This window comes from Methylopila jiangsuensis, assembly GCF_027922305.1.
Taxonomy (GTDB): domain Bacteria; phylum Pseudomonadota; class Alphaproteobacteria; order Rhizobiales; family Methylopilaceae; genus Methylopila; species Methylopila jiangsuensis.
In genome coordinates, this window is sequence record NZ_BSFK01000010.1 from 321,048 (window position 1) to 338,608 (window position 17,561).

Below are 17,561 nucleotides of genomic sequence, written 5' to 3' on the forward strand. Positions count from 1 at the left end.
ATGCGGAAACGGTCCCGCAATCCCCCCCTTCGAGAAAGTTTCAAAAAAGCGCGGTTGGTTGTGATCGTCCGGCGCCTCGCGGAAGCGTGTCCCTGGCGCCACGGCCGTCAATTTTGAAGGCTTTCGGGCTGAACAGACGACCATAACGTCCTATCAATACCCTACGACCGACGGCGCGCTTGCGTGACGCGCCTCACCACCGTCATGGAAACGAACCTGATGATCCGAGTGCTCGCCGTCTCGTTCGCCGCTCTCGCCGCGGCCGCCGCCCCTGCTTTCGCCGCCGACGCGCCGCTGGACGTGGAGACCACCGTGGTCGCCCCCTCCGACGGCGTGCAGCCCGACTGGCGCGTGACGCTGAAGGCCACCGGCGTCGTCGGGCCGGAGTTCGAAGGCGCCCGCGACTATTCGGTCACCGGCTATCCGGGCCTCAGCATCCGCCGTCCGGGCCAGCCGTGGAAGTTCGGCGCGCCGGACGACGGCTTCGGCTTCGCGCTGTTCGACAGCGCCATGTTCCAGATCGGCCCGGTGGCCCGCATCAAGTCCAAGCGCGACAGCAGCGACGAGCGTCGCATCCGCGGCGTGCACGACGTGGACTGGGCGGTGGAGCCGGGCGTGTTCGTGGAGTTCTACCCCACCACCAACACCCGCATCCGCGGCGAGCTGCGCCACGGCGTCGGCGGCCATGACGGCTTCGTGGGCGACATCGCGGCCGACTGGATCGAGCGGTTCGGCGCCTTCACGGTCTCGGCCGGTCCGCGCCTGTCGCTCGGCGACAGCGATTTCATGAACGAGTATTTCGGCGTCACCACCCGCGACGCGCTCCGCAACGGCCGGCTGTCCCGCTACAAGGCCGACGGCGGAATCAAGTCGGTGGGCGCGGCGGCGGCCGTCACCTACGACTGGACGCCGAACTGGAGCACCACGGCCTTCGGCGCCTACAACCGTCTGGTGGGCGACGCCGCCGACAGCCCGATCGTGCGCCGCCTGAAGTCCAAGGACCAGTTCACCGTCGGTCTCGGCGTCGCCTACACCTTCGACTTCAACTGGTGAAAAAGCGAATTCCGTTAAGAGTTTAACGGAATTCGTCACGTCCTTTTCGGACGTGCCGGGCAGGCTTCCTCCTTCATCCGCCGTGAGAAGGAGGGCTCGCCATGGTGACCCCCGTGTCCGCGGTGGGCGCGAGCCGCCCGCCGCTCGAACTCGACGCCGCCTATCGGGAGCGCACTGACTCCGTCAGTCAGGCGGCGGTTCTGGCGGCGGTGGGCGCGACCGATCCCGCCGCCGCTCTGTCGGTGCGCGTCGCCGCATCCAAGGGCGCGCCTCCGGTCACGCCGGCCGACGCCTCGTCCGCCTTGCGGGAGGCGCGCAACGCCGCCGAGCGCATCGCCAACGCGCAAGGATTTCCGGCGGCCGAGGCCTACGCCGCCCGTGGCGTCGGGGGGCAAGAGGAGCGAACCGGCCGGCTGCTGTCGGTCACGGCCTGAACCCCATCGCCACCGCTCGCCGCCATGCCCGAGCGAAGGCGCGGGCACGACGGGAGTTCCAGCCGCGCTCTTCCGCAAGGGCCGGGCAGGCTCCGGGGCCGCCTCACTGGCGGACGCGCAGTCCGAATTCGATGATCGAGGCGGTGTAGTCGCCGCCCGCGACGTTGCTGTCGAGCCGGTCGTGCTCGAAGCTGCCGAACAGGGCCGTCGTGCGGTTCAGCCGGTACTCGGTTTCGAGCGCCAGCACGGTGACGTCGTCCACGCGGCCGATGCCGCGATAGGCGCGTTTCTCGAAGTCGGTCCGCGCGGTCACCGTCCAGTGTCGGCGCAGCGCGTGCTCCACCGAGACGCCGACGCGCCGCGTCAGCAGCGCGGAGGCGTCGGTGGAGGTGGTCTCGTAGAGCGAGCTCTTGGCGGTGAGGCGCACCGTGGTGAGCGCGGTGGCGCTCCAGGCCAGCGAGCCGTCGAACAGCAGCGCGTCCACCGGCTTCTGGCCGCTGTCCTTGGGCGTCTGGCGGCCGTAGCCGAGCGCGACCTCGCCGGTGAGCACGCGGCTCGCCTCGAACGTGGCGCCGCCCCGGAGCGCGATGGCGTCGGAGCCGCGCGTCACGCCGTCGTTCCGGTCGAAGTCGCGGGTCACGAGCGACAGGTCGGCGAAGGGCTGGAGGTTCGGCGACAGCTCGTAGGCCGCGCGGAAGCGCGCCTCATAGGCGGTGTAGTTGCGCGCCGCGTTGTCCACCGGCTCGCCGCTGACGAGGGTGGCGTCGTCGAACAGGTAGCGGTCCACGAGCCCCGTGGCCTCGAGGCTCAGCCGGTTGATGCGGTGGGCGATCCCGAGCGTCGCCCCGTGGGAGCGTTCGATCTGGTCGCCTTGGACGTCGGTGAGGGCGTCGGCGTCGCCGGGCCGCGAGGTGGTGATGGAGGTGCGCAGCTCCGAGATCACCTGCGTGCGCTCGGTCACGTCGATCCGGCCCTTCAGCACGGCGTTCAGGTCCGGCTCGTAGCCGGGATCCTCGAGGTCGAGATAGCGCCGGATCTGGCCGGAGACCGAGCCGCGCAGCTCGTGGCGGCTCCACTCCGACACCGCCTCGATGTCGCCGCGCAGGCGGTAGTAGCCCGAGCCCTTGCCGCCCTGGTTGCGGCGGTCGGGGTTGTCGTCGTAGCCGGTGGCGGCCTCGACGGTGGGGCGCAGCGTGAACGAGCCGGCGCGCACGCCGGGCGCGGCGTAGGGGTCGTCCTCCGGCGGGCGGGGGCGGGGCCTGAGGCCGGCGGAGCCGGGGCGCAGGCCCTGGTCGCGCGCAAGCGGATCGCCGATGTCGATGGCGGCGACGCCGGCCGGGGCGGCGGGCCGCGTGGCGCCGCCATAGTCGCCGCCGGCGAGCGGCTGGCCGTCCTGGCCGCCGTAATCGCCGCCGGACAGGGTTCCGGCGTCCAGCCGTTCCAGCGATTCGTCCGCCGCGCCGGCGGCGCTCCGGGGCGCAGGCGTCGACGACCGGGGCGCGGCCGCTCCGAGCGAGCCGCGCAGTCCCGTGTCGCCCGGCTCGAGCGTCTGGGCGCGCGCCGGCGTGGCCGCGGCGACGGCGGCGAGCGTGACGGCGCTGAGCGCGCGGCGTAGCGTCATGGCGTCCCTGTGGAGCGGCCGCAGGGAAACGGGCGACCGTCATGGTTAACGACCATGGGCCGGACGTGGTTAACGAAGCCTTGCGGCGCCGGTCTTCTTTGGTCTTGTTCCAAGACTTGGCGGCGTCGTGGCGGGGGTGGTAGAGCTTGCGGCCCAAGCGCCCCCGCGGCGCCCTTCCGCGAAAGCCGTGTCCCCGCATGCCGAAGCCCGCCCGTCTGCCGTCCGAAGCGCCGCTGCCCGATCACGCCGCGGTGGTGACGAAGCCGTCAGAGTCGATCGCGTCCGCCTTGCGCACCATGGAGCTCGAGGCGGCGGGGCTGGCCCAGCTCGGCAAGGCGCTCGGCGGGCCGCTGGGCGCCGCCTTCGCGCGGGCGGTGGAGCTGATCGCCGGCGCCCGCGGCCGGGTCATCGTCACCGGCATGGGCAAGAGCGGCCACGTGGGCCGCAAGATCGCCGCCACCTTCGCCTCCACCGGCACTCCGGCCTTCTTCGTCCATCCGGGCGAGGCGAGCCACGGCGACCTGGGCATGATCACCTCCGACGACGTGATCCTCGCGCTGTCCTGGTCGGGCGAGACCGCGGAGCTGCGCGACATGCTGCAGTACGCCCGGCGGTTCCGGGTGAAGCTCGTCGCCATCACCGCCCAGGCCTCCAGCGCGCTCGGCAAGGCGGCGGACGTGGCGCTGGTGCTGCCGCGGGCCACCGAGGCCTGCCCGCACGGCCTCGCGCCCACCACCTCCACCACCATGCAGGTGGCGCTGGGCGACGCCCTCGCCGTGGCGCTGCTGGAGAGCCGCCGCTTCACGCCGAGCGACTTCAAGCGCTTCCACCCCGGCGGAAAGCTCGGCGCGGTGCTGTCCTTCGTGCGCGACGTGATGCATTCGGGCGCGGCGACGCCGCTCATCGCCTCCGGCGCCGGCATGGCCGAGGCGCTGATCGTGATGTCCGCCAAGAGCTTCGGCTGCGTCGGCGTGGTGGACCCGGATGGCGACCTGATCGGCATCGTCACCGACGGCGACCTGCGCCGCCACATGGGCCCCGGCCTCACCGCCAAGAGCGTGGACGAGGTGATGACCCGCTCGCCGCGGGTGGTGCGGCCGGACGATCTCGCCGCCGAGGCCATGAGCGTGATGCAGGGCCGCGCCATCACCGCGCTGTTCGTGGTGGACGGCGGCCGGCCCGTGGGGCTGGTCCACATCCACGACCTGCTGAAGCTCGGCCTCGCCTGACGACGGCCTCGCCGGCGTCCTTCACCGGCTCTTAACCCCGAAACTTCACCATGGCGCCCGAACGGCCGGCAGCCTGCCCGGTTCGACGCGGATGCGGCCATGGATATCGCCACCATCATCGGGTTCGTCTTCGGCACGGGCGTGCTGGGCTTCCTCATCCATGAGGGCGGCGGCCTGGAGCGCTACTACTCCGAGCACGCGGTGATCGTCATCTTCGGCGGCGCCGTCGCCGCCACGCTGATCCGCTTCGAGATGGGCGCGATCCTGTCGTCGTTCCCGACCGCGATCATGACGGTGATCAAGGGCGCCCACACCAACCCGCGCGACCTGATCTCCGAAATCGCCGAGATGGCGCAGATCGTGCGCAAGTCCGGCCCCGTCGGCCTCGACAAGGCGACGCCCCACGACGCCTTCCTCGCCAAGGGCGTGCGCTACGTGGCGGACGGCTTCGACGAGACCTTCATCCGCGAGACGCTGGAGCGCGAGCGCGACCTGAACCTGCACCGGCTGGAAATGGCCTCCAAGGTGTTCCGCGGCATCGGCGACTGCGCCCCGGCCTTCGGCATGATCGGCACGCTGATCGGCATGGTGCAGATGTTCGCCGAAATGTCGGACCCGTCCAAGCTCGGCACCTTCATGGCGATCGCGCTGCTGGCGACGCTCTACGGCGCGGTGGTCGCGAACTTCTTCTTCCTGCCGATCGCCGACAAGCTGACCATCAAGTTCGCTCATGACGAGCTGAACCAGACGCTGGTCATCGACGGCGTGCTGCAGCTTCGCGCGGGCAAGAGCCCGGCGGTGGTGAAGGAGATGCTGCTGGCCTACTTGCCCGAGAAGCACCGGGCGGAGCTCGCCGAGGCGGCGGCCTGATGGCCAGGAAGAAGCACGCCGACCACGGCGGCGGCCACGGCTGGTTCGTCACCTTCGCGGACCTGATGGGCCTGCTGATGGCCTTCTTCGTGGTGCTGGTGGCGTTCTCCAACCAGGACAAGAAGAAGATGGCGATCGTCGCCGGCTCCATGCGCGAGGCCTTCGGCTCGCAGCGGGAGATCGTGGCCGCCGGCGTGGTGGACATCGGCGGCACGCCCTCGCGCACCGAGCTTCTGAACAACACCGCCAAGACGCCGGGCGAGACCGGCAATCTGGCCGGGCCGCTGTCCAAGGACCGCGCCGACACCGAGGCGGCCGCCCGCGGCTACGCCCGCGCGGCCGCGAGCCTGAGGCAGGCGCTGCGCGCCATGCCGGAGATCGCCGAGGTTTCGAACCAGATCATGATCGAAAGCTCGGACCAGGGCGTCTCGATCTCGATCGTGGATCAGGACGGGCGCTCCATGTTCCCGCAGGGGTCCGCGGTTCCGAGCCGCCGCGTCGCCGAGGCGCTGTCGGCGCTCGCGCCGACCTTGCGCGAGCTGCCGTATCCGATCGCCATCGCCGGCCACACCGCCGGCGGCGTCTCGGAGGGCGCCAACGCGGATCCGTGGCGGCTGTCCGCCGACCGCGCCAGCGCCGTGCGCAGCCTGCTGTCGGACGCGGGGCTTCCCGACCAGCGCTTCACCCATGTGGAGGGCAAGGCCGCGAACGACCCCATGTTCCCCGACGCGCCCCAGATCGCCGCCAACCGCCGCGTGACGATCTCGCTCACCGCGTCCCCCGGCGCGCTGCCCATGGGGCTTACGCCGTAAGCCAGATGGCGGGGCGGGGCGTCGTGTAAGGCGCGGCCGCCGCTACAGCGTCATGCCGCGCCTTCGCGCGGGTATCCACGACTTTGCGGGGTGAACGTCGGAGCGTGTCGGAAGTCGTGGATGCCCGAGACAAGCTCGGGCATGACGGGTGAGGGGACCGTCGGCCGGTCGCTCAATGCTGATCCGGCGTCAGCCCCGAGCGTGCGCCAAACGTCGCGTCACGCCCGGCGTCCATCAAGCCCGCGTCCACAACCTGGCACCCCGTCCATACCCCCGCGCCTCAGCGCGGGGCGCGCTTGGCGAGGATGCGCTGGAGCGTGCGGCGGTGCATGTTGAGCCGCCGGGCGGTTTCCGAGACGTTGCGGCCGCACAGCTCGTAGACGCGCTGGATGTGCTCCCAGCGGACCCGGTCGGCGGACATGGGGTTCTCGGGCGGCTCGGGCTTGCTCTCCCCGGCGGTGAGCGCGCTGTGGATCTCGTCGGCGTCGGCGGGCTTCGCCAGATAGTCCACCGCGCCCATCTTCACCGCGGTGACGGCGGTCGCGATGTTGCCGTAGCCGGTGAGCACGACGCCGCGGGCGTCCGGTCGGCGGGATTTCAGCGCCGAGATCACGTCGAGCCCGGAACCGTCGCCGAGCCGCATGTCCACCACGGCGAAGGCCGGCGCGGACCGCTCGAGGCACTCGAGCCCCTCCCGAACCGATTCCGCCACGGTGACCGCGTAGCCGCGCGCCTCCATGGCGCGTCCGAGACGCTGCACGAAGGCGCGGTCATCGTCGACGATCAGCAGGGTCATGTCCCCGGAAGGAAGGCTCTCCGGCCCTGCGGCCGCCGAGTCCGCGGTCGGCTGCATCAACGTCTCCTTAACGCACGCGAACAACGCCGAAACGCCGCGTCAACCGCGACGTTTCGAAGCAGTACCGTCAAAGTTTGAAACAGGCAACTTTTGCCAGCGAAACGCCCCGTCGCCCGAAGGCGGCGAGGCGGCAGGGAAGGGGCTGAACAGCCCCCGCAGGACGTCAGCGCGGCGCGAGCACCATGGTCATCTGCCGGCCTTCGAGCGACGGGTCGCTCTCGACCTTGGCGATCTCCGCCACTTCCTCGCGCACCTTGACCAGCAGCTTCAGGCCGAGATCCTGATGCGCCATCTCGCGGCCGCGGAAGCGCAGCGTGACCTTGACCTTGTCGCCTTCCTCGAAGAAGCGGTGCATGGCGCGCATCTTCACGTCGTAGTCGTGATCGTCGATGTTGGGACGCATCTTGATCTCTTTGACTTCGACGATCTTTTGGTTCTTGCGAGCCTCGGCCGCCTTCTTCTGCGACACGTATTTGAACTTGCCGTAGTCGAGCAGCTTGCAGACAGGCGGTACGGAGTTCGGAGCGATCTCGACGAGATCGAGCCCCGCGTCCTCCGCGGCCTGGAGCGCGTCGTTGATCTTGGTCGGTCCGAGATTCTGCCCGTCCGCTCCGATGAGCTGAACCTCGAGGACTCGAATTTCCTTGTTAACGCGCGGTCCGTCCTTCTGGACCGGCGCGACAGGCCTCATGGGACGACGAATGGCGGCATTCTCCTCTTGACGTTTCGGGCGGCGGCGAAGTGGTCCAACGACGAAAGCCCCGTGAATCGCACGAGGCGGCGACGCTGACGGGACCTCCGCCGACGGTTGGCCTCAAGATCGTGACAAACCCGCGGAAAGTCAACGGTTCCAACCGGCGAGCAGGCGGGAATAGGCGTCAAGGGTGGCGTCCGTCATGGCGTCGAGGCCGAACCGGGTGACCGCGCGCGTCCTGGCGCGACGGCCCAGCGCCTCGCGCTCCGTGGCGCTCATCGCCAGAGCCGCGGCGAGTCCCTCCGCCAGCGCGGCCTCGTCGCCGGGATGGACGAGCCAGCCGGTGCGGTCGCCGTCCGGGCAGGCCGGCGGCGCCAGCACGGTTTCGGCCGGCGCGCCGTGGGCGGCGGCCACCACGGGAACGCCCATGGCCTGCGCCTCCGCCGCGCCGCGGCCGAAGGCCTCGGGCTCGATGGACGGGACCACCGCGACCGCGGCGGCGGCCAGCGCCGCCGGCACGTCCGCCACATGGCCCGGCATGCGGACGCGGGCGGAGAGGCCGAGCGTTTCCGCCTCCGACTGAAGCTCCTCCCGGTAGCGGTCGCGGCCCTGCGGGTCGCCGGCCAGAACCACCAGCACGTCCGGCCGGTTCAGCCGGGCGATCGCCTTCAGCAGCAGCGACTGGCCTTTCCAGCGCGTCAGCCGGGCGGCGAGCAGCACGATTCGGGCGTCGGGGCCTGCGTCCCACGCGGCCCTCAGCGCCGCGACGCGCTCCGGCGTCACCGCCGCCGGATCGAAGCGGGCGAGATCGACCCCGCGGGGAATCACCGTGACGCGGGCGCCAAGGTCGCCGTGCTCCGAGGCGAGATGGGCTGCGGTGAAGGCGGAGTTGGCGATCACCAGATCGCCCCGCGCCATGACCGAATTGTAGAAGCGCTTCGGCGCCGAGCCCGAGCGGTGGATGCCGGCGGCGGTGGTGACCAAGGGCCGGCCCGTGCGCCGCGCGGCGGCGAGCGCGCTCCAGGCCGGAGCGCGGGAGCGGGCATGGACCAGCGCCACGGCCTCCGCCTCGATCAGGGCGGCGAGACGGCCCACGTTCCGGGCCATCTGCAGCGGGTTCTTGGTCGCGGCCGGGAAGGGCCTGTGCTCCGCGCCGGCCGCCTCCAGCTCCGCGACGCCGCGTCCGCCCTCGCTCAGCACCAGCGCGCGCGCGCCGGCCCGCACGAGCGCCGCGGCCACGTCGATGGCGGTGCGCTCCACGCCGCCGGCGTCAAGCGCGGGCAGGATCTGCAGGATGGTCCGGCCGGCGAGGGGATGCGCGGACACGGCCGCTCCATGATGTCGTGAGGATGTCCCGCGCGGTCCCACGTGGCGAACGGGCGCCGCTGTGGTATCGCGTTTTCCCCGGCCGCCGCCAGAGGAGAGGCATGACCATCGTTTACGTCGACGCCGACGCCTGTCCGGTCAAGGACGAGATCTACAAGGTCGCCGCCCGCCACGGGGTCGACGTGGTGGTGGTGGCGAACCGCTTCATGGTCACGCCGAGGGAGGCCTTCGTGCGCTTCCAGCTCGCCCCCGAGGGGCCGGACGCGGCGGACGACTGGATCGCCGAGCGCTGCGGCGCCGGTGACGTGGTGGTCACCGCCGACATTCCGCTCGCCTCCCGCTGTCTGCCGAAAGGCGCTGCGGCGCTCGGCCCCACGGGGCGCCCGTTCACGGAAAGCTCCATCGGCGGGGCGCTCGCCACCCGGGAGCTGATGAGCCACTTGCGCGAGATCGGCGTCGCCGGCGGCGGCCCGCGCCCCTTCGGCCCGCAGGACCGCTCGCGCTTCCTTCAGGCGCTGGACATCGCCGTCCGCCGCGCCATGGCCAAGGGCGAGGGGGCGGCATGACGCGACGGGGCCTGTTCAAGATGTTCGCGGTGCTGGGCCTCAGCGCGGCCGGCGGCGGCGCGGCCTGGCTGCAGCAGGCGCGGGCGAAGAACCCCTATTACGCCGGTCCGCCCACCGACCATTTCGACGGCGTGCGCTTCTTCAATCCGGACCATCCCTGGTCGAAATCCTTCGGCGAGCTGTGGCGCGGCGTCTGGTTCTCCGACAAGGCCGCATGGCCGGAGAGCTGGCCGAGCCCCTTCGCCGGCGCGCGGCCCCCAGCGCGGGTGGAGGGCGACGCCCTGCGAGTCACCCTGATCGGCCACGCCAGCCTGCTGATCCAGACGCAGGGGCTCAACGTCCTGGTGGATCCGGTGTGGTCGGAGCGCTGCTCGCCGGTCAGCTTCGCCGGGCCGAAGCGGGTGAACCCGCCCGGCGTCGCCTTCGACGACCTGCCGAAGATCGACGCGGTTCTCGTCACCCACAACCATTACGACCATCTGGACGTGGAGACCCTGTCGCGGCTCGCCGCCCGCGACGCCCCGCGGGTGATCACGCCGCTCGGCAACGGGACGATCATGAAGGCGCACGACCCGAAGATCGCGGCCGAATCCTATGACTGGGGGGCGCGCGCGCCGCTCTCCGACAGGGTGACCGTGCATCTGACGCCGGCCTACCACTGGTCGGCGCGGGGCGTGAACGACCGGCGCAAGGCGCTGTGGTGCGGCTTCGTGATCGACGCCGGTCCGGACAACCGCATCTATGTGGCCGGCGACACGGCGCTCGGCCCCGGAACGATCTTCCCCGAGATCGGCCGCGCCCACGGCCCGTTCCGGCTGGCCGCGCTGCCGGTCGGGGCCTACGAGCCGCGCTGGTTCATGCGCGACCAGCACGCCAACCCGCAGGACGCCGTGGAGATGTTTCGGGCGGTCGGCGCGAAGCGGGCGGTGGGCGTGCACTGGGGCACGTTCCAGCTCACGGCGGAAGCGATCGACGCGCCGGAGCGGGCGCTGGCCGAGGCGCGGACGGCGGCGGGCATGGCGGCGGAGGATTTTCGGGCGCTCAGGCCCGGCGAGGTCTGGACGGGGTGACGGCCCGCGCCGTCAGTGCGCGACGGACTTGGACAGCAGGTTGATCACCAGCACGCCGGCGATGATGAGCCCGAGGCCGATGATGGCGGGGACGTCCAGCGTCTGGCGGAACCAGACGTAGCCCACGGCCGAGATCAGCACGATGCCGACGCCGGACCACAGGGCGTAGGCGACGCCGGTCGGCATGGTCTTCAGCACCAGCGACAGGAAGTAGAACGCGATCAGATACGCGACGCCGGTCACGAGGCTCGGCGCGAGCCGCGTGAAGCCCTCGGAGGCCTTCAGCGCGGAGGTGCCGATCACCTCCGCGACGATCGCGACGCCCAGATAGACATAGACAAGCATGCGCCCAGGCGCTCCCTGACGTCTGCGGAACGCTACGCTCGTCGTCATGCCCGCGGACCATGCTCGGGCATGACGACGCGTCTGAATTCCAGAACGGGGTCTCAGCCCTTGGCGGCTTTGGCGCGCTCGATCGCTTCGAGGATCATGGTCTTGGCCTCGGCGGCGTCGCCCCAGCCCAGCGCCTTGACCCACTTGTCGCCTTCGAGATCCTTGTAGTGCTCGAAGAAGTGGGAGATCTGCTCGAGCGTGATCTCGGGCAGGTCGGTGTAGTTCTTCACGTTCTCGTAGCGGCGCGTCAGCTTGGGCGTCGGCACGGCGATGATCTTCTCGTCCTGGCCCTTCTCGTCCTCCATGCGGAAGACGCCGACCGGGCGGCAGGCGATGACCGCGCCCGGCACGATGGCGCGGGTGTTCGCCACCAGCACGTCGATCGGGTCGCCGTCGTCGGACAGGGTGTGCGGGATGAAGCCGTAATTCCCCGGATAGCGCATGGCGGTGTAGAGGAAGCGGTCCACCACCAACGTGCCGGACTCCTTGTCCAGCTCGTACTTGATCGGCTCGCCGCCGATCGGCACCTCGATGATGACGTTGACTTCGTCCGGCGGGTTCTTGCCGATGGAGATCGCGTCGATAAGCATGGGGCCGAATGTCCTTGGAACGTCTGCGGCGGGCCCCGTGTCTGTAGCGGAGCGGCGCGACCGGTGGCAAGGGCGCCGCATCGCACAAAAGACGAAGCTTCGGGAGACGTCAGGACGCGTCAGCGCCAGACGTAAGCGAACTTCTCCAGCGTGACGTCGCCGAAATGCTCCACCCCCCGCGCGGCGAGCCGGCCGCCGAGCCGCGCGTAGAAAGCGCAGGCCCCGTCGTTGCCGGCGAGCGACCACGCCGCCGCGCCCGAGAGGCCGCGGCTCGCCAGATCGCCGCGCGCGGCGGCGAACAGGCGGCGGCCCAGGCCCAGGCCCTGATACTCCGGCTTCAGGTAAAGCTCGTAGACCTCGCCGGCGACGCCAAGGGTGGAGGCGCGGTTGCGCCCGGAGCTGGCGTAGCCCACCACCTCGCCGCCGAACATCAGCAGGCTGACGCGGCTGCCGCGCCGGAGCGCGCCCGACCACCAGGACGGCCCGCGCCGCTCCACCATCCGCTCAAGCTCGCGTCCCGGAATCAGGCCGCGATAGGCGTTGCGCCACGCGGCGTCGTGCACGGCTGCGATGGCCGCGGCGTCGGCCCCCTGCGCAGGTCGGATCTCGATCTCGACGGTGCTCACGACACAAGAGTATGCCCGGCCCGCGCGGGCCGACAAGTCGGAATCGCGACATTCGGACGACACGTCGCGGCGGTGGACGCGGAGGCGGCGGGACGCCATAGCTGGCTCCCAGCCGACGCAAGCCCCTGTCGTCCCGATCACCTTTTCCGGAGGCCCGCCGCATGTGGCGCGCGACCGTGCTCACGCTCTACCCCGCCATGTTTCCCGGCCCGCTCGGCCATGCGCTGGCGGGCAAGGCGCTCGGCCGTCTCTGGGACCTTGAGGCGCGGGACATGCGCGAGCATGGGCTCGGCGTCCACCGGGCGGTGGACGACACCCCCGCCGGCGGCGGCCCCGGCATGGTGCTGCGCGCCGACGTGGTGGCGGCGGCCATCGACGCCCTCGGTCCCGACGATGGCCATCCGCGCGTGCTGCTCACGCCCCGCGGCGCGCCTCTGACGCAGGCGCGGGTGCGCGCTCTGGCTGCGGGGCCGGGGGTGACGCTGCTCTGCGGCCGGTTCGAGGGCGTGGACCAGCGGGTGATCGAGGCGCGGCGGCTGGAGGAGATCGCGGTCGGCGACGTGGTGCTGTCGGGCGGCGAGTCGGCGGCGCTGCTGCTGCTCGACGCCTGCGTGCGGCTGCTGCCGGGCGTCATGGGCGATCAGGCCTCCGGCGACGACGAGAGCTTCGAGGGCGATCTGCTGGAGCACCCGCACTACACGCGGCCCCGGGAGTTCGAGGGCCGTGGCCTCCCCGAGGCGCTGCTCTCCGGCGACCACAAGGCGATCGCCCGCTGGCGCGCCATGCGGGCGAGGGCGGACACCCGGACGCGCCGTCCCGACCTTTGGGCGAAATATGTCGCGCGAACGACAGCGGGCGTCGACAAAGCCGGCAAGATCGAGTAGTAGAGCCGCCACTCACGAGATTCCCGAAACTTCTCGTGCGCCTCGCGGCTGAAGCGAGAGACGCGGAGACGACGCTATGAACATCATCGAACAGCTCGACAAGGAGCAGATGGCGGTTGTGACCGCCGTTCGCGAGATCCCGGATTTCGCGCCCGGCGACACGGTCACCGTCAATGTGAAGGTCAAGGAAGGCGAGCGCGTGCGCGTGCAGGCCTATGAGGGCGTGGTGATCGCGCGCTCGGGCGGCGGCCTGAACCAGAACTTCACCGTGCGCAAGATTTCCTACGGCGAAGGCGTGGAGCGCGTGTTCCCGCTGTTCTCGCCCCTGATCGACAGCGTGAAGGTGGTGCGCCGCGGCAAGGTCCGTCGCGCCAAGCTGTATTACCTGCGCGACCGTCGCGGCAAGTCGGCCCGCATCGCCGAGAAGCAGGATCGCAGCCAGAAGGCCCTGGCCAAGGGCGGCAAGAAGGCCGTCGCGGCCAAGTAAGCCTCCGGCCGCCGTCGGCGGCTGGTCCTGCGTGCGTTATGACATTGAAAGCGGCGTGGTCCTTGAGTGGGCCACGTCGCTTTCGCGCGCGCCTACGAGACCGCATGTATGGCATGTGAAATGCCGTCGCCGTCATGCCCGCCGCATGGCGGGCGTCCACGACGTGAACGGTCAGGATTTCGGGACGCGGAACGTCATGAATAACCCGGCGTCGCCGGGCGTGACGGGCGTTTGAGACGCGCGTTCCTGCGCGGCTGAAGCGGGCGCCGACGTCTGCCGTGGCGAGAGAGACGCCCTGTTCGCGCGGGCGAGCCGTGGTCAGGCGGCGGAGGGAGGGGCGGGAGGCTCGTCCGTGATCACCCCGGCGCACCGGCCGGCCACCAGCCAGTGGGCGAGGCCCGCGGCGGCCCCGCAGGCGGCGATGTCGGCCAGGGAGAACAGCGGCCCGTCCACGCCGGAGGGCAGGGCGGCCCAGGGCAGCACCGCGGTGGCGGCGCCGGCCAGCGCGTAATAGGCGAAGGAGCGGATCGCGAACAGTTCGCCGATCAGCACCGCCACCACGGCGGGCGCGCCGACGAACGGCCCCAGCACGAAGGCGGCGGTCCAGAAGCCGAGCGTGAGGTCCGCCCCGAACAGGGCGACCTCGTCCGGGAACAGCAGCACGTCGCCGAAATGGTTGCTGGAGATCAGCGCCAGCGTCAGGAAGCCCACGGCCAGCCCGGCGACGAAGCCGAGCGGCGCCATGATCAGGCGTCCGGCGATGCGCGCCAGCATCGGCGGTTCAGCCGGCAAGGCCGCGGGCCGCGGAGCCCGCGCCGGCGAAGCTCATTCCGCGGCCTCGAGCGCCATGCGCTCCTTGGCGCGCAGGCGCTTGGTCTCGGACTTGAGCTGGCCGCAGGCGGCGGCGATGTCGCGGCCGCGGGGCGTGCGCACCGGGCTGGCGTAGCCCGCACGGAACACGATCTCCGAGAAGCGCTCGATGGTCTCCCAGTCCGAACACTCGTAGTCCGTGCCGGGCCAGGGGTTGAACGGAATCAGGTTGATCTTGGCCGGCACGCCCTTCAGCAGCCGCACCAGCTCCCGCGCCTCCGCCGGGCTGTCGTTGATCCCCTTCAGCATCACATATTCGAAGGTGATGCGGCGGGCGTTGGAGGCGCCCGGATAGGTCCGGCAGGCCTCCATCAGCTCGGCGATGGGATGCTTCTTGTTGATGGGCACCAGCACGTCGCGTAGGTCGTCGCGCACCGCGTGCAGCGAGATCGCGAGCTGGGCGCCGGTCTCCTCGCCGAGGCGCTTCATCTGGGGCACGACGCCGGAGGTGGAGACGGTGATGCGGCGGCGGCCGAGCCCGAGGCCCTCACCGTCGGCGATCACCTCGATGGCGTCGCGCACGGCGTCCAGATTGTAGAGCGGCTCGCCCATGCCCATGAAGACGATGTTGGTGACGAGCCGGCCGTCCTCGGTCGCGCCCTCCGACCAGTCGCCCAGCCGGTCGCGGGCCACCAGCAGCTGGCCGACGATCTCGGCCGCGGTCAGGTTGCGCACCATGGTCTGGGTGCCGGTGTGGCAGAACGAGCAGGTGAGCGTGCAGCCGACCTGGCTGGAGACGCAGAGCGTGCCGCGGCCTTCCTCGGGGATGTAGACCGTCTCCACCTCCGCGCCGCGGTCGTGGCGGCCGGCGGCGGGCAGGCGCAGCAGCCACTTGCGGGTGCCGTCCACGGAGATCTGCTCGGTCACGATCTCGGGCCGCGCCAGCGTGAAGCGCTCGGCCAGAGCCGCGCGCAGGTCCTTCGACACATTGGTCATGTGGCCGAACTCGGCCGCGCCGCGGTTGTGGACCCAGTGGTTGATCTGGGCCGCCCGCATCTTCAGCTGCCGCTCCGGCACGCCGGCCTCGCCGAGCGACGCCATCAGGCGCGCGCGGGTGAGGCCCGCGAGCGAGGGCGCCGGCGGCGTCCAGGGCTCCGCCTCGGACCGCGCGGCGAGGATCGGCGCGGCGTTGGCGTTGCGACGGGCGAGATCGAGCGTGGTCATGGGCGGGCGGAGCGGTCGGTCGGTGTCGGAAGGCGGGGACGCATAGCACGAAAACCGCCCGATGGCGAACCGACGCCCGGGCGGGCCGCGTTCAGCCCTTAGGGCCGTAGGCGGAGAGGAACACGTCCACCGCCTGGTCCACCACATAGGCCACCCGGTCGGGCGGGGGAGGGGCCTCGCCGCCGATCAGCACCGGCATCATCACCGACGAGTGGCACATGGTGAGGAAGTGCCAGGCCGCGAGCTCCGGGTCGGCCACGTCGAGCTCGCCCTGCGCCACCTTGGCGCCGAGCCAGGCCGACAGGCGCGCGGCGCCGGCGCGGGGGCCGGAGGCGAGGAACAGCTGGCCGATGTCCGGCTTGCGGTCGGCGGCGGCGATCACCATCCGCACCGTGGCCACATGGGAGGGATGCACCAGGGCCTCGATGAAGCTTCGGCCCAGCCGGCGCAGCACGTCGCCCACGTCGTGGTTGTCGTCGTCGAGCTCGAACAGCCGTTCGGCGGTCAGGGCGCACTGTTCGCGCACCAGCGCTGCGAACAGCTCCTCCTTGCTTTCGAAATAGACGTAGAGCGTGCCTTTGGAGACGCCCGCGGCCTCGGCGATGCGGCCCATGGCGGCGGCGTCGAAGCCGTGGGCGAGGAACACCGCGCGCGCGCCGTCGATGATCTGGCGGCGCTTTGCGCTGTCCAGCCGGTCGTCGGCGGCGGACTCTTTGGGGCCGCGCGCCGCGACGGCCGCTGCCGCGCCCTGCGCCCCGGCGTAAAGGGAGGTCATCCTCGCGCGTGCTCCTGATAATCTCGCGCCAATCTACATTCGCGGCGCAGAGATATCTAGTGACCGAACCGTTCGGTCAAAATAGGGCGGCCGGAAATTGTCATGCGTTTATGTGGGGTCACAAGGTCGCGGACGCCAGTCAGCGCGTCGTCCCGGCGTCCGCGCCGTCCACGAACAGCCGCAGCAGATGGTGGGCGATCGCGGCCGGCGGCGGGGCGCGCAGGCCGTCCGGATGGCCGCCCGTCAGAAGGCTGGCCGCCTCGTCGCGGGAGAACCAGCGCAGCGCCTCAAGCTCCGAAACATCCGGCGTCAGCGCGTCGCCGAGCGCCTCCGCCGTGACGCCCAGCATGAGCTGGGAGGGAAACGGCCACGGCTGGCTGAAAGCGTAGGCCACCGGCCCCAGGCGGACCCCCGCCTCCTCGAAGATTTCCCGGCGGGCGGCGTCCTCCAGCGTTTCTCCCGGCTCCACGAAGCCTGCGAGGCAGGACCAGACCCCGGGCGGAAACCGCGCCTGCCGTCCCAGCAGGCAGCGGCCGGCATGGGTGACGAGCATGATCGCCACCGGGTCGGTGCGGGGAAAATGCAGCGCGCCGCAGGCCGGGCAGCCCCGCCGCCAGCCGCCGCCTTCCATGCGGGTCGGCGCGCCGCAATTGGCGCAGAAGCCGTTGCGGGCGTGCCAGGCCAGCATGGCGCGGGCGTAGCCCACCAGCGCCAGATCGGGGCCGGCGAGGCGGCCGTCGCTCGCCACTGTCCGCAGGTCCTCGAACAGGGCGTCGGGGAGCCTGTCCGCCGCTTCGGCCGCATGGCGTTCGGCGAAGCAGGGCCGGCCGGCGGAATCGAGCCCCAGAAACACGGAGGCTTCGGGCGCGCCCAGCGCCGCCGCCTCCGCGCGGCCGAACGCAGGCGCGAGGCGGTCGCCCTCCGGCCGGAGGGCCGGGCGGTCGCCCGCGAACAGCACGAGGCGCGCGCCCGCGTCCGCCTCCGCCCGCTCCAGAAACCCGGCGGCGTCGCGCCGCTCGCCGCAGCGGTCCAGCGCGAGGCCGGCGTAGCCGAGGGCGTGGAGGTCGGGCATGGGCGGCGTCTCCGGCATGAGGGTCGCGCAGGCCTTGCAAGGCGCCCCCTTCGCGGTCCATATAGCGCGCGGGAGGTTGGCGATGGGCGTGTTCCTCGCCAACCGGGTCAGGTCCGAAAGGAAGCAGCCCCAACGAGACCGATACGGGTCGTCGTCCGACCTCCCACCT

20 protein-coding genes and 1 other RNA gene are annotated in these 17,561 nt (G+C 71.3%); 10 read left to right on the forward strand and 11 right to left on the reverse strand.

Annotated features, from left to right (window positions below; genetic code table 11):
- Nucleotides 1–219 precede the first annotated feature (219 nt).
- Nucleotides 220–1,053, forward strand: a complete 834-nt coding sequence (locus PKE85_RS11190; protein ID WP_271204818.1) for a MipA/OmpV family protein — start codon at nt 220–222, stop codon at nt 1,051–1,053.
- Nucleotides 1,054–1,154: 101 nt separating this feature from the next.
- A complete protein-coding gene (locus PKE85_RS11195) occupies nt 1,155–1,487 on the forward strand; it encodes a hypothetical protein (protein ID WP_271204819.1) in 333 nt (110 codons plus the stop codon).
- 103 nt (nt 1,488–1,590) lie between these two features.
- Here the strand turns inward: PKE85_RS11195 and PKE85_RS11200 are convergent, their stop codons facing one another.
- Entirely contained in the window at nt 1,591–3,108 is a 1,518-nt protein-coding gene (locus PKE85_RS11200) for an outer membrane beta-barrel protein (RefSeq protein WP_271204820.1), read from the reverse strand.
- Between the two features lie 197 nt (nt 3,109–3,305).
- Between PKE85_RS11200 and PKE85_RS11205 the strand changes: the two genes are divergently transcribed.
- The 3 genes from PKE85_RS11205 to PKE85_RS11215 all read left to right on the forward strand — a co-directional run bounded on the left by PKE85_RS11205 (nt 3,306) and on the right by PKE85_RS11215 (nt 6,019).
- Nucleotides 3,306–4,337 carry a KpsF/GutQ family sugar-phosphate isomerase gene (locus PKE85_RS11205; RefSeq protein ID WP_428981346.1) on the forward strand — a complete coding sequence of 344 codons (1,032 nt, stop codon included), beginning with the start codon at nt 3,306–3,308 and terminating at the stop codon, nt 4,335–4,337.
- A 99-nt stretch (nt 4,338–4,436) separates the two neighbouring features.
- Complete coding sequence (locus PKE85_RS11210) at nt 4,437–5,207, forward strand: motility protein A (RefSeq protein ID WP_271204821.1); 771 nt, start codon at nt 4,437–4,439, stop codon at nt 5,205–5,207.
- The gene (locus PKE85_RS11215; protein WP_271204822.1) at nt 5,207–6,019 is read left to right on the forward strand and encodes an OmpA/MotB family protein; all 813 of its coding nucleotides are present in this window, start codon (nt 5,207–5,209) and stop codon (nt 6,017–6,019) included. The genes PKE85_RS11210 and PKE85_RS11215 overlap by 1 nt, the downstream gene beginning before the upstream one ends.
- 280 nt (nt 6,020–6,299) lie before the next feature.
- Here PKE85_RS11215 and PKE85_RS11220 read toward each other — a convergent pair whose 3' ends face one another.
- The 3 genes from PKE85_RS11220 to PKE85_RS11230 all read right to left on the reverse strand — a co-directional run bounded on the left by PKE85_RS11220 (nt 6,300) and on the right by PKE85_RS11230 (nt 8,895).
- Nucleotides 6,300–6,872 (reverse strand): ActR/PrrA/RegA family redox response regulator transcription factor, encoded by a 573-nt coding sequence (locus PKE85_RS11220; protein WP_271204823.1) that lies wholly within the window; start codon nt 6,870–6,872, stop codon nt 6,300–6,302.
- A gap of 166 nt (nt 6,873–7,038) precedes the next feature.
- A complete protein-coding gene (infC, locus tag PKE85_RS11225) occupies nt 7,039–7,578 on the reverse strand; it encodes a translation initiation factor IF-3 (RefSeq protein ID WP_271205000.1) in 540 nt (179 codons plus the stop codon).
- A gap of 138 nt (nt 7,579–7,716) precedes the next feature.
- On the reverse strand, nt 7,717–8,895 hold the full coding sequence (locus PKE85_RS11230; protein WP_271204824.1) for a glycosyltransferase: 1,179 nt from the start codon (nt 8,893–8,895) through the stop codon (nt 7,717–7,719).
- A gap of 101 nt (nt 8,896–8,996) precedes the next feature.
- Between PKE85_RS11230 and PKE85_RS11235 the strand changes: the two genes are divergently transcribed.
- Nucleotides 8,997–9,461 carry a YaiI/YqxD family protein gene (locus PKE85_RS11235; protein WP_271204825.1) on the forward strand — a complete coding sequence of 155 codons (465 nt, stop codon included), beginning with the start codon at nt 8,997–8,999 and terminating at the stop codon, nt 9,459–9,461.
- Nucleotides 9,458–10,531, forward strand: a complete 1,074-nt coding sequence (locus tag PKE85_RS11240; protein ID WP_271204826.1) for an MBL fold metallo-hydrolase — start codon at nt 9,458–9,460, stop codon at nt 10,529–10,531. The genes PKE85_RS11235 and PKE85_RS11240 overlap by 4 nt, the downstream gene beginning before the upstream one ends.
- Nucleotides 10,532–10,543: 12 nt before the next feature.
- On the opposite strand, the gene PKE85_RS11245 is transcribed toward PKE85_RS11240, so the two are convergent.
- From PKE85_RS11245 to PKE85_RS11255, 3 genes are all read right to left on the reverse strand, one after another.
- Nucleotides 10,544–10,876, reverse strand: coding sequence for an SMR family transporter (locus PKE85_RS11245; RefSeq protein ID WP_271204827.1), 333 nt, complete (start codon nt 10,874–10,876; stop codon nt 10,544–10,546).
- A gap of 101 nt (nt 10,877–10,977) precedes the next feature.
- Nucleotides 10,978–11,514 (reverse strand): inorganic diphosphatase, encoded by a 537-nt coding sequence (gene ppa, locus PKE85_RS11250; protein WP_271204828.1) that lies wholly within the window; start codon nt 11,512–11,514, stop codon nt 10,978–10,980.
- Nucleotides 11,515–11,633: 119 nt separating this feature from the next.
- Nucleotides 11,634–12,140, reverse strand: a complete 507-nt coding sequence (locus PKE85_RS11255; RefSeq protein ID WP_271204829.1) for a GNAT family N-acetyltransferase — start codon at nt 12,138–12,140, stop codon at nt 11,634–11,636.
- A 161-nt stretch (nt 12,141–12,301) separates the two neighbouring features.
- Here PKE85_RS11255 and trmD point away from each other — a divergent pair, with 161 nt between their 5' ends.
- Nucleotides 12,302–13,024 (forward strand): tRNA (guanosine(37)-N1)-methyltransferase TrmD, encoded by a 723-nt coding sequence (trmD, locus tag PKE85_RS11260; protein WP_271204830.1) that lies wholly within the window; start codon nt 12,302–12,304, stop codon nt 13,022–13,024.
- Nucleotides 13,025–13,100: 76 nt separating this feature from the next.
- A complete protein-coding gene (rplS, locus tag PKE85_RS11265) occupies nt 13,101–13,511 on the forward strand; it encodes a 50S ribosomal protein L19 (protein WP_271204831.1) in 411 nt (136 codons plus the stop codon).
- A gap of 318 nt (nt 13,512–13,829) precedes the next feature.
- Here rplS and PKE85_RS11270 read toward each other — a convergent pair whose 3' ends face one another.
- The 4 genes from PKE85_RS11270 to nudC form a co-directional block, all read right to left on the reverse strand.
- A complete protein-coding gene (locus PKE85_RS11270; protein WP_271204832.1) occupies nt 13,830–14,285 on the reverse strand; it encodes a hypothetical protein in 456 nt (151 codons plus the stop codon).
- A 51-nt stretch (nt 14,286–14,336) separates the two neighbouring features.
- Nucleotides 14,337–15,545, reverse strand: a complete 1,209-nt coding sequence (gene rlmN / locus PKE85_RS11275; RefSeq protein ID WP_271204833.1) for a dual-specificity RNA methyltransferase RlmN — start codon at nt 15,543–15,545, stop codon at nt 14,337–14,339.
- A 91-nt stretch (nt 15,546–15,636) separates the two neighbouring features.
- Nucleotides 15,637–16,320 carry a TetR/AcrR family transcriptional regulator gene (locus tag PKE85_RS11280; protein ID WP_271204834.1) on the reverse strand — a complete coding sequence of 228 codons (684 nt, stop codon included), beginning with the start codon at nt 16,318–16,320 and terminating at the stop codon, nt 15,637–15,639.
- A 139-nt stretch (nt 16,321–16,459) separates the two neighbouring features.
- Entirely contained in the window at nt 16,460–17,392 is a 933-nt protein-coding gene (gene nudC / locus PKE85_RS11285) for an NAD(+) diphosphatase (protein ID WP_271204835.1), read from the reverse strand.
- Between the two features lie 70 nt (nt 17,393–17,462).
- On the opposite strand from nudC, the gene ffs reads away from it, so the two are divergent.
- Nucleotides 17,463–17,560: signal recognition particle sRNA small type (gene ffs, locus PKE85_RS11290), an RNA gene on the forward strand.
- The last annotated feature ends 1 nt before the right edge of the window (nt 17,561 follow it).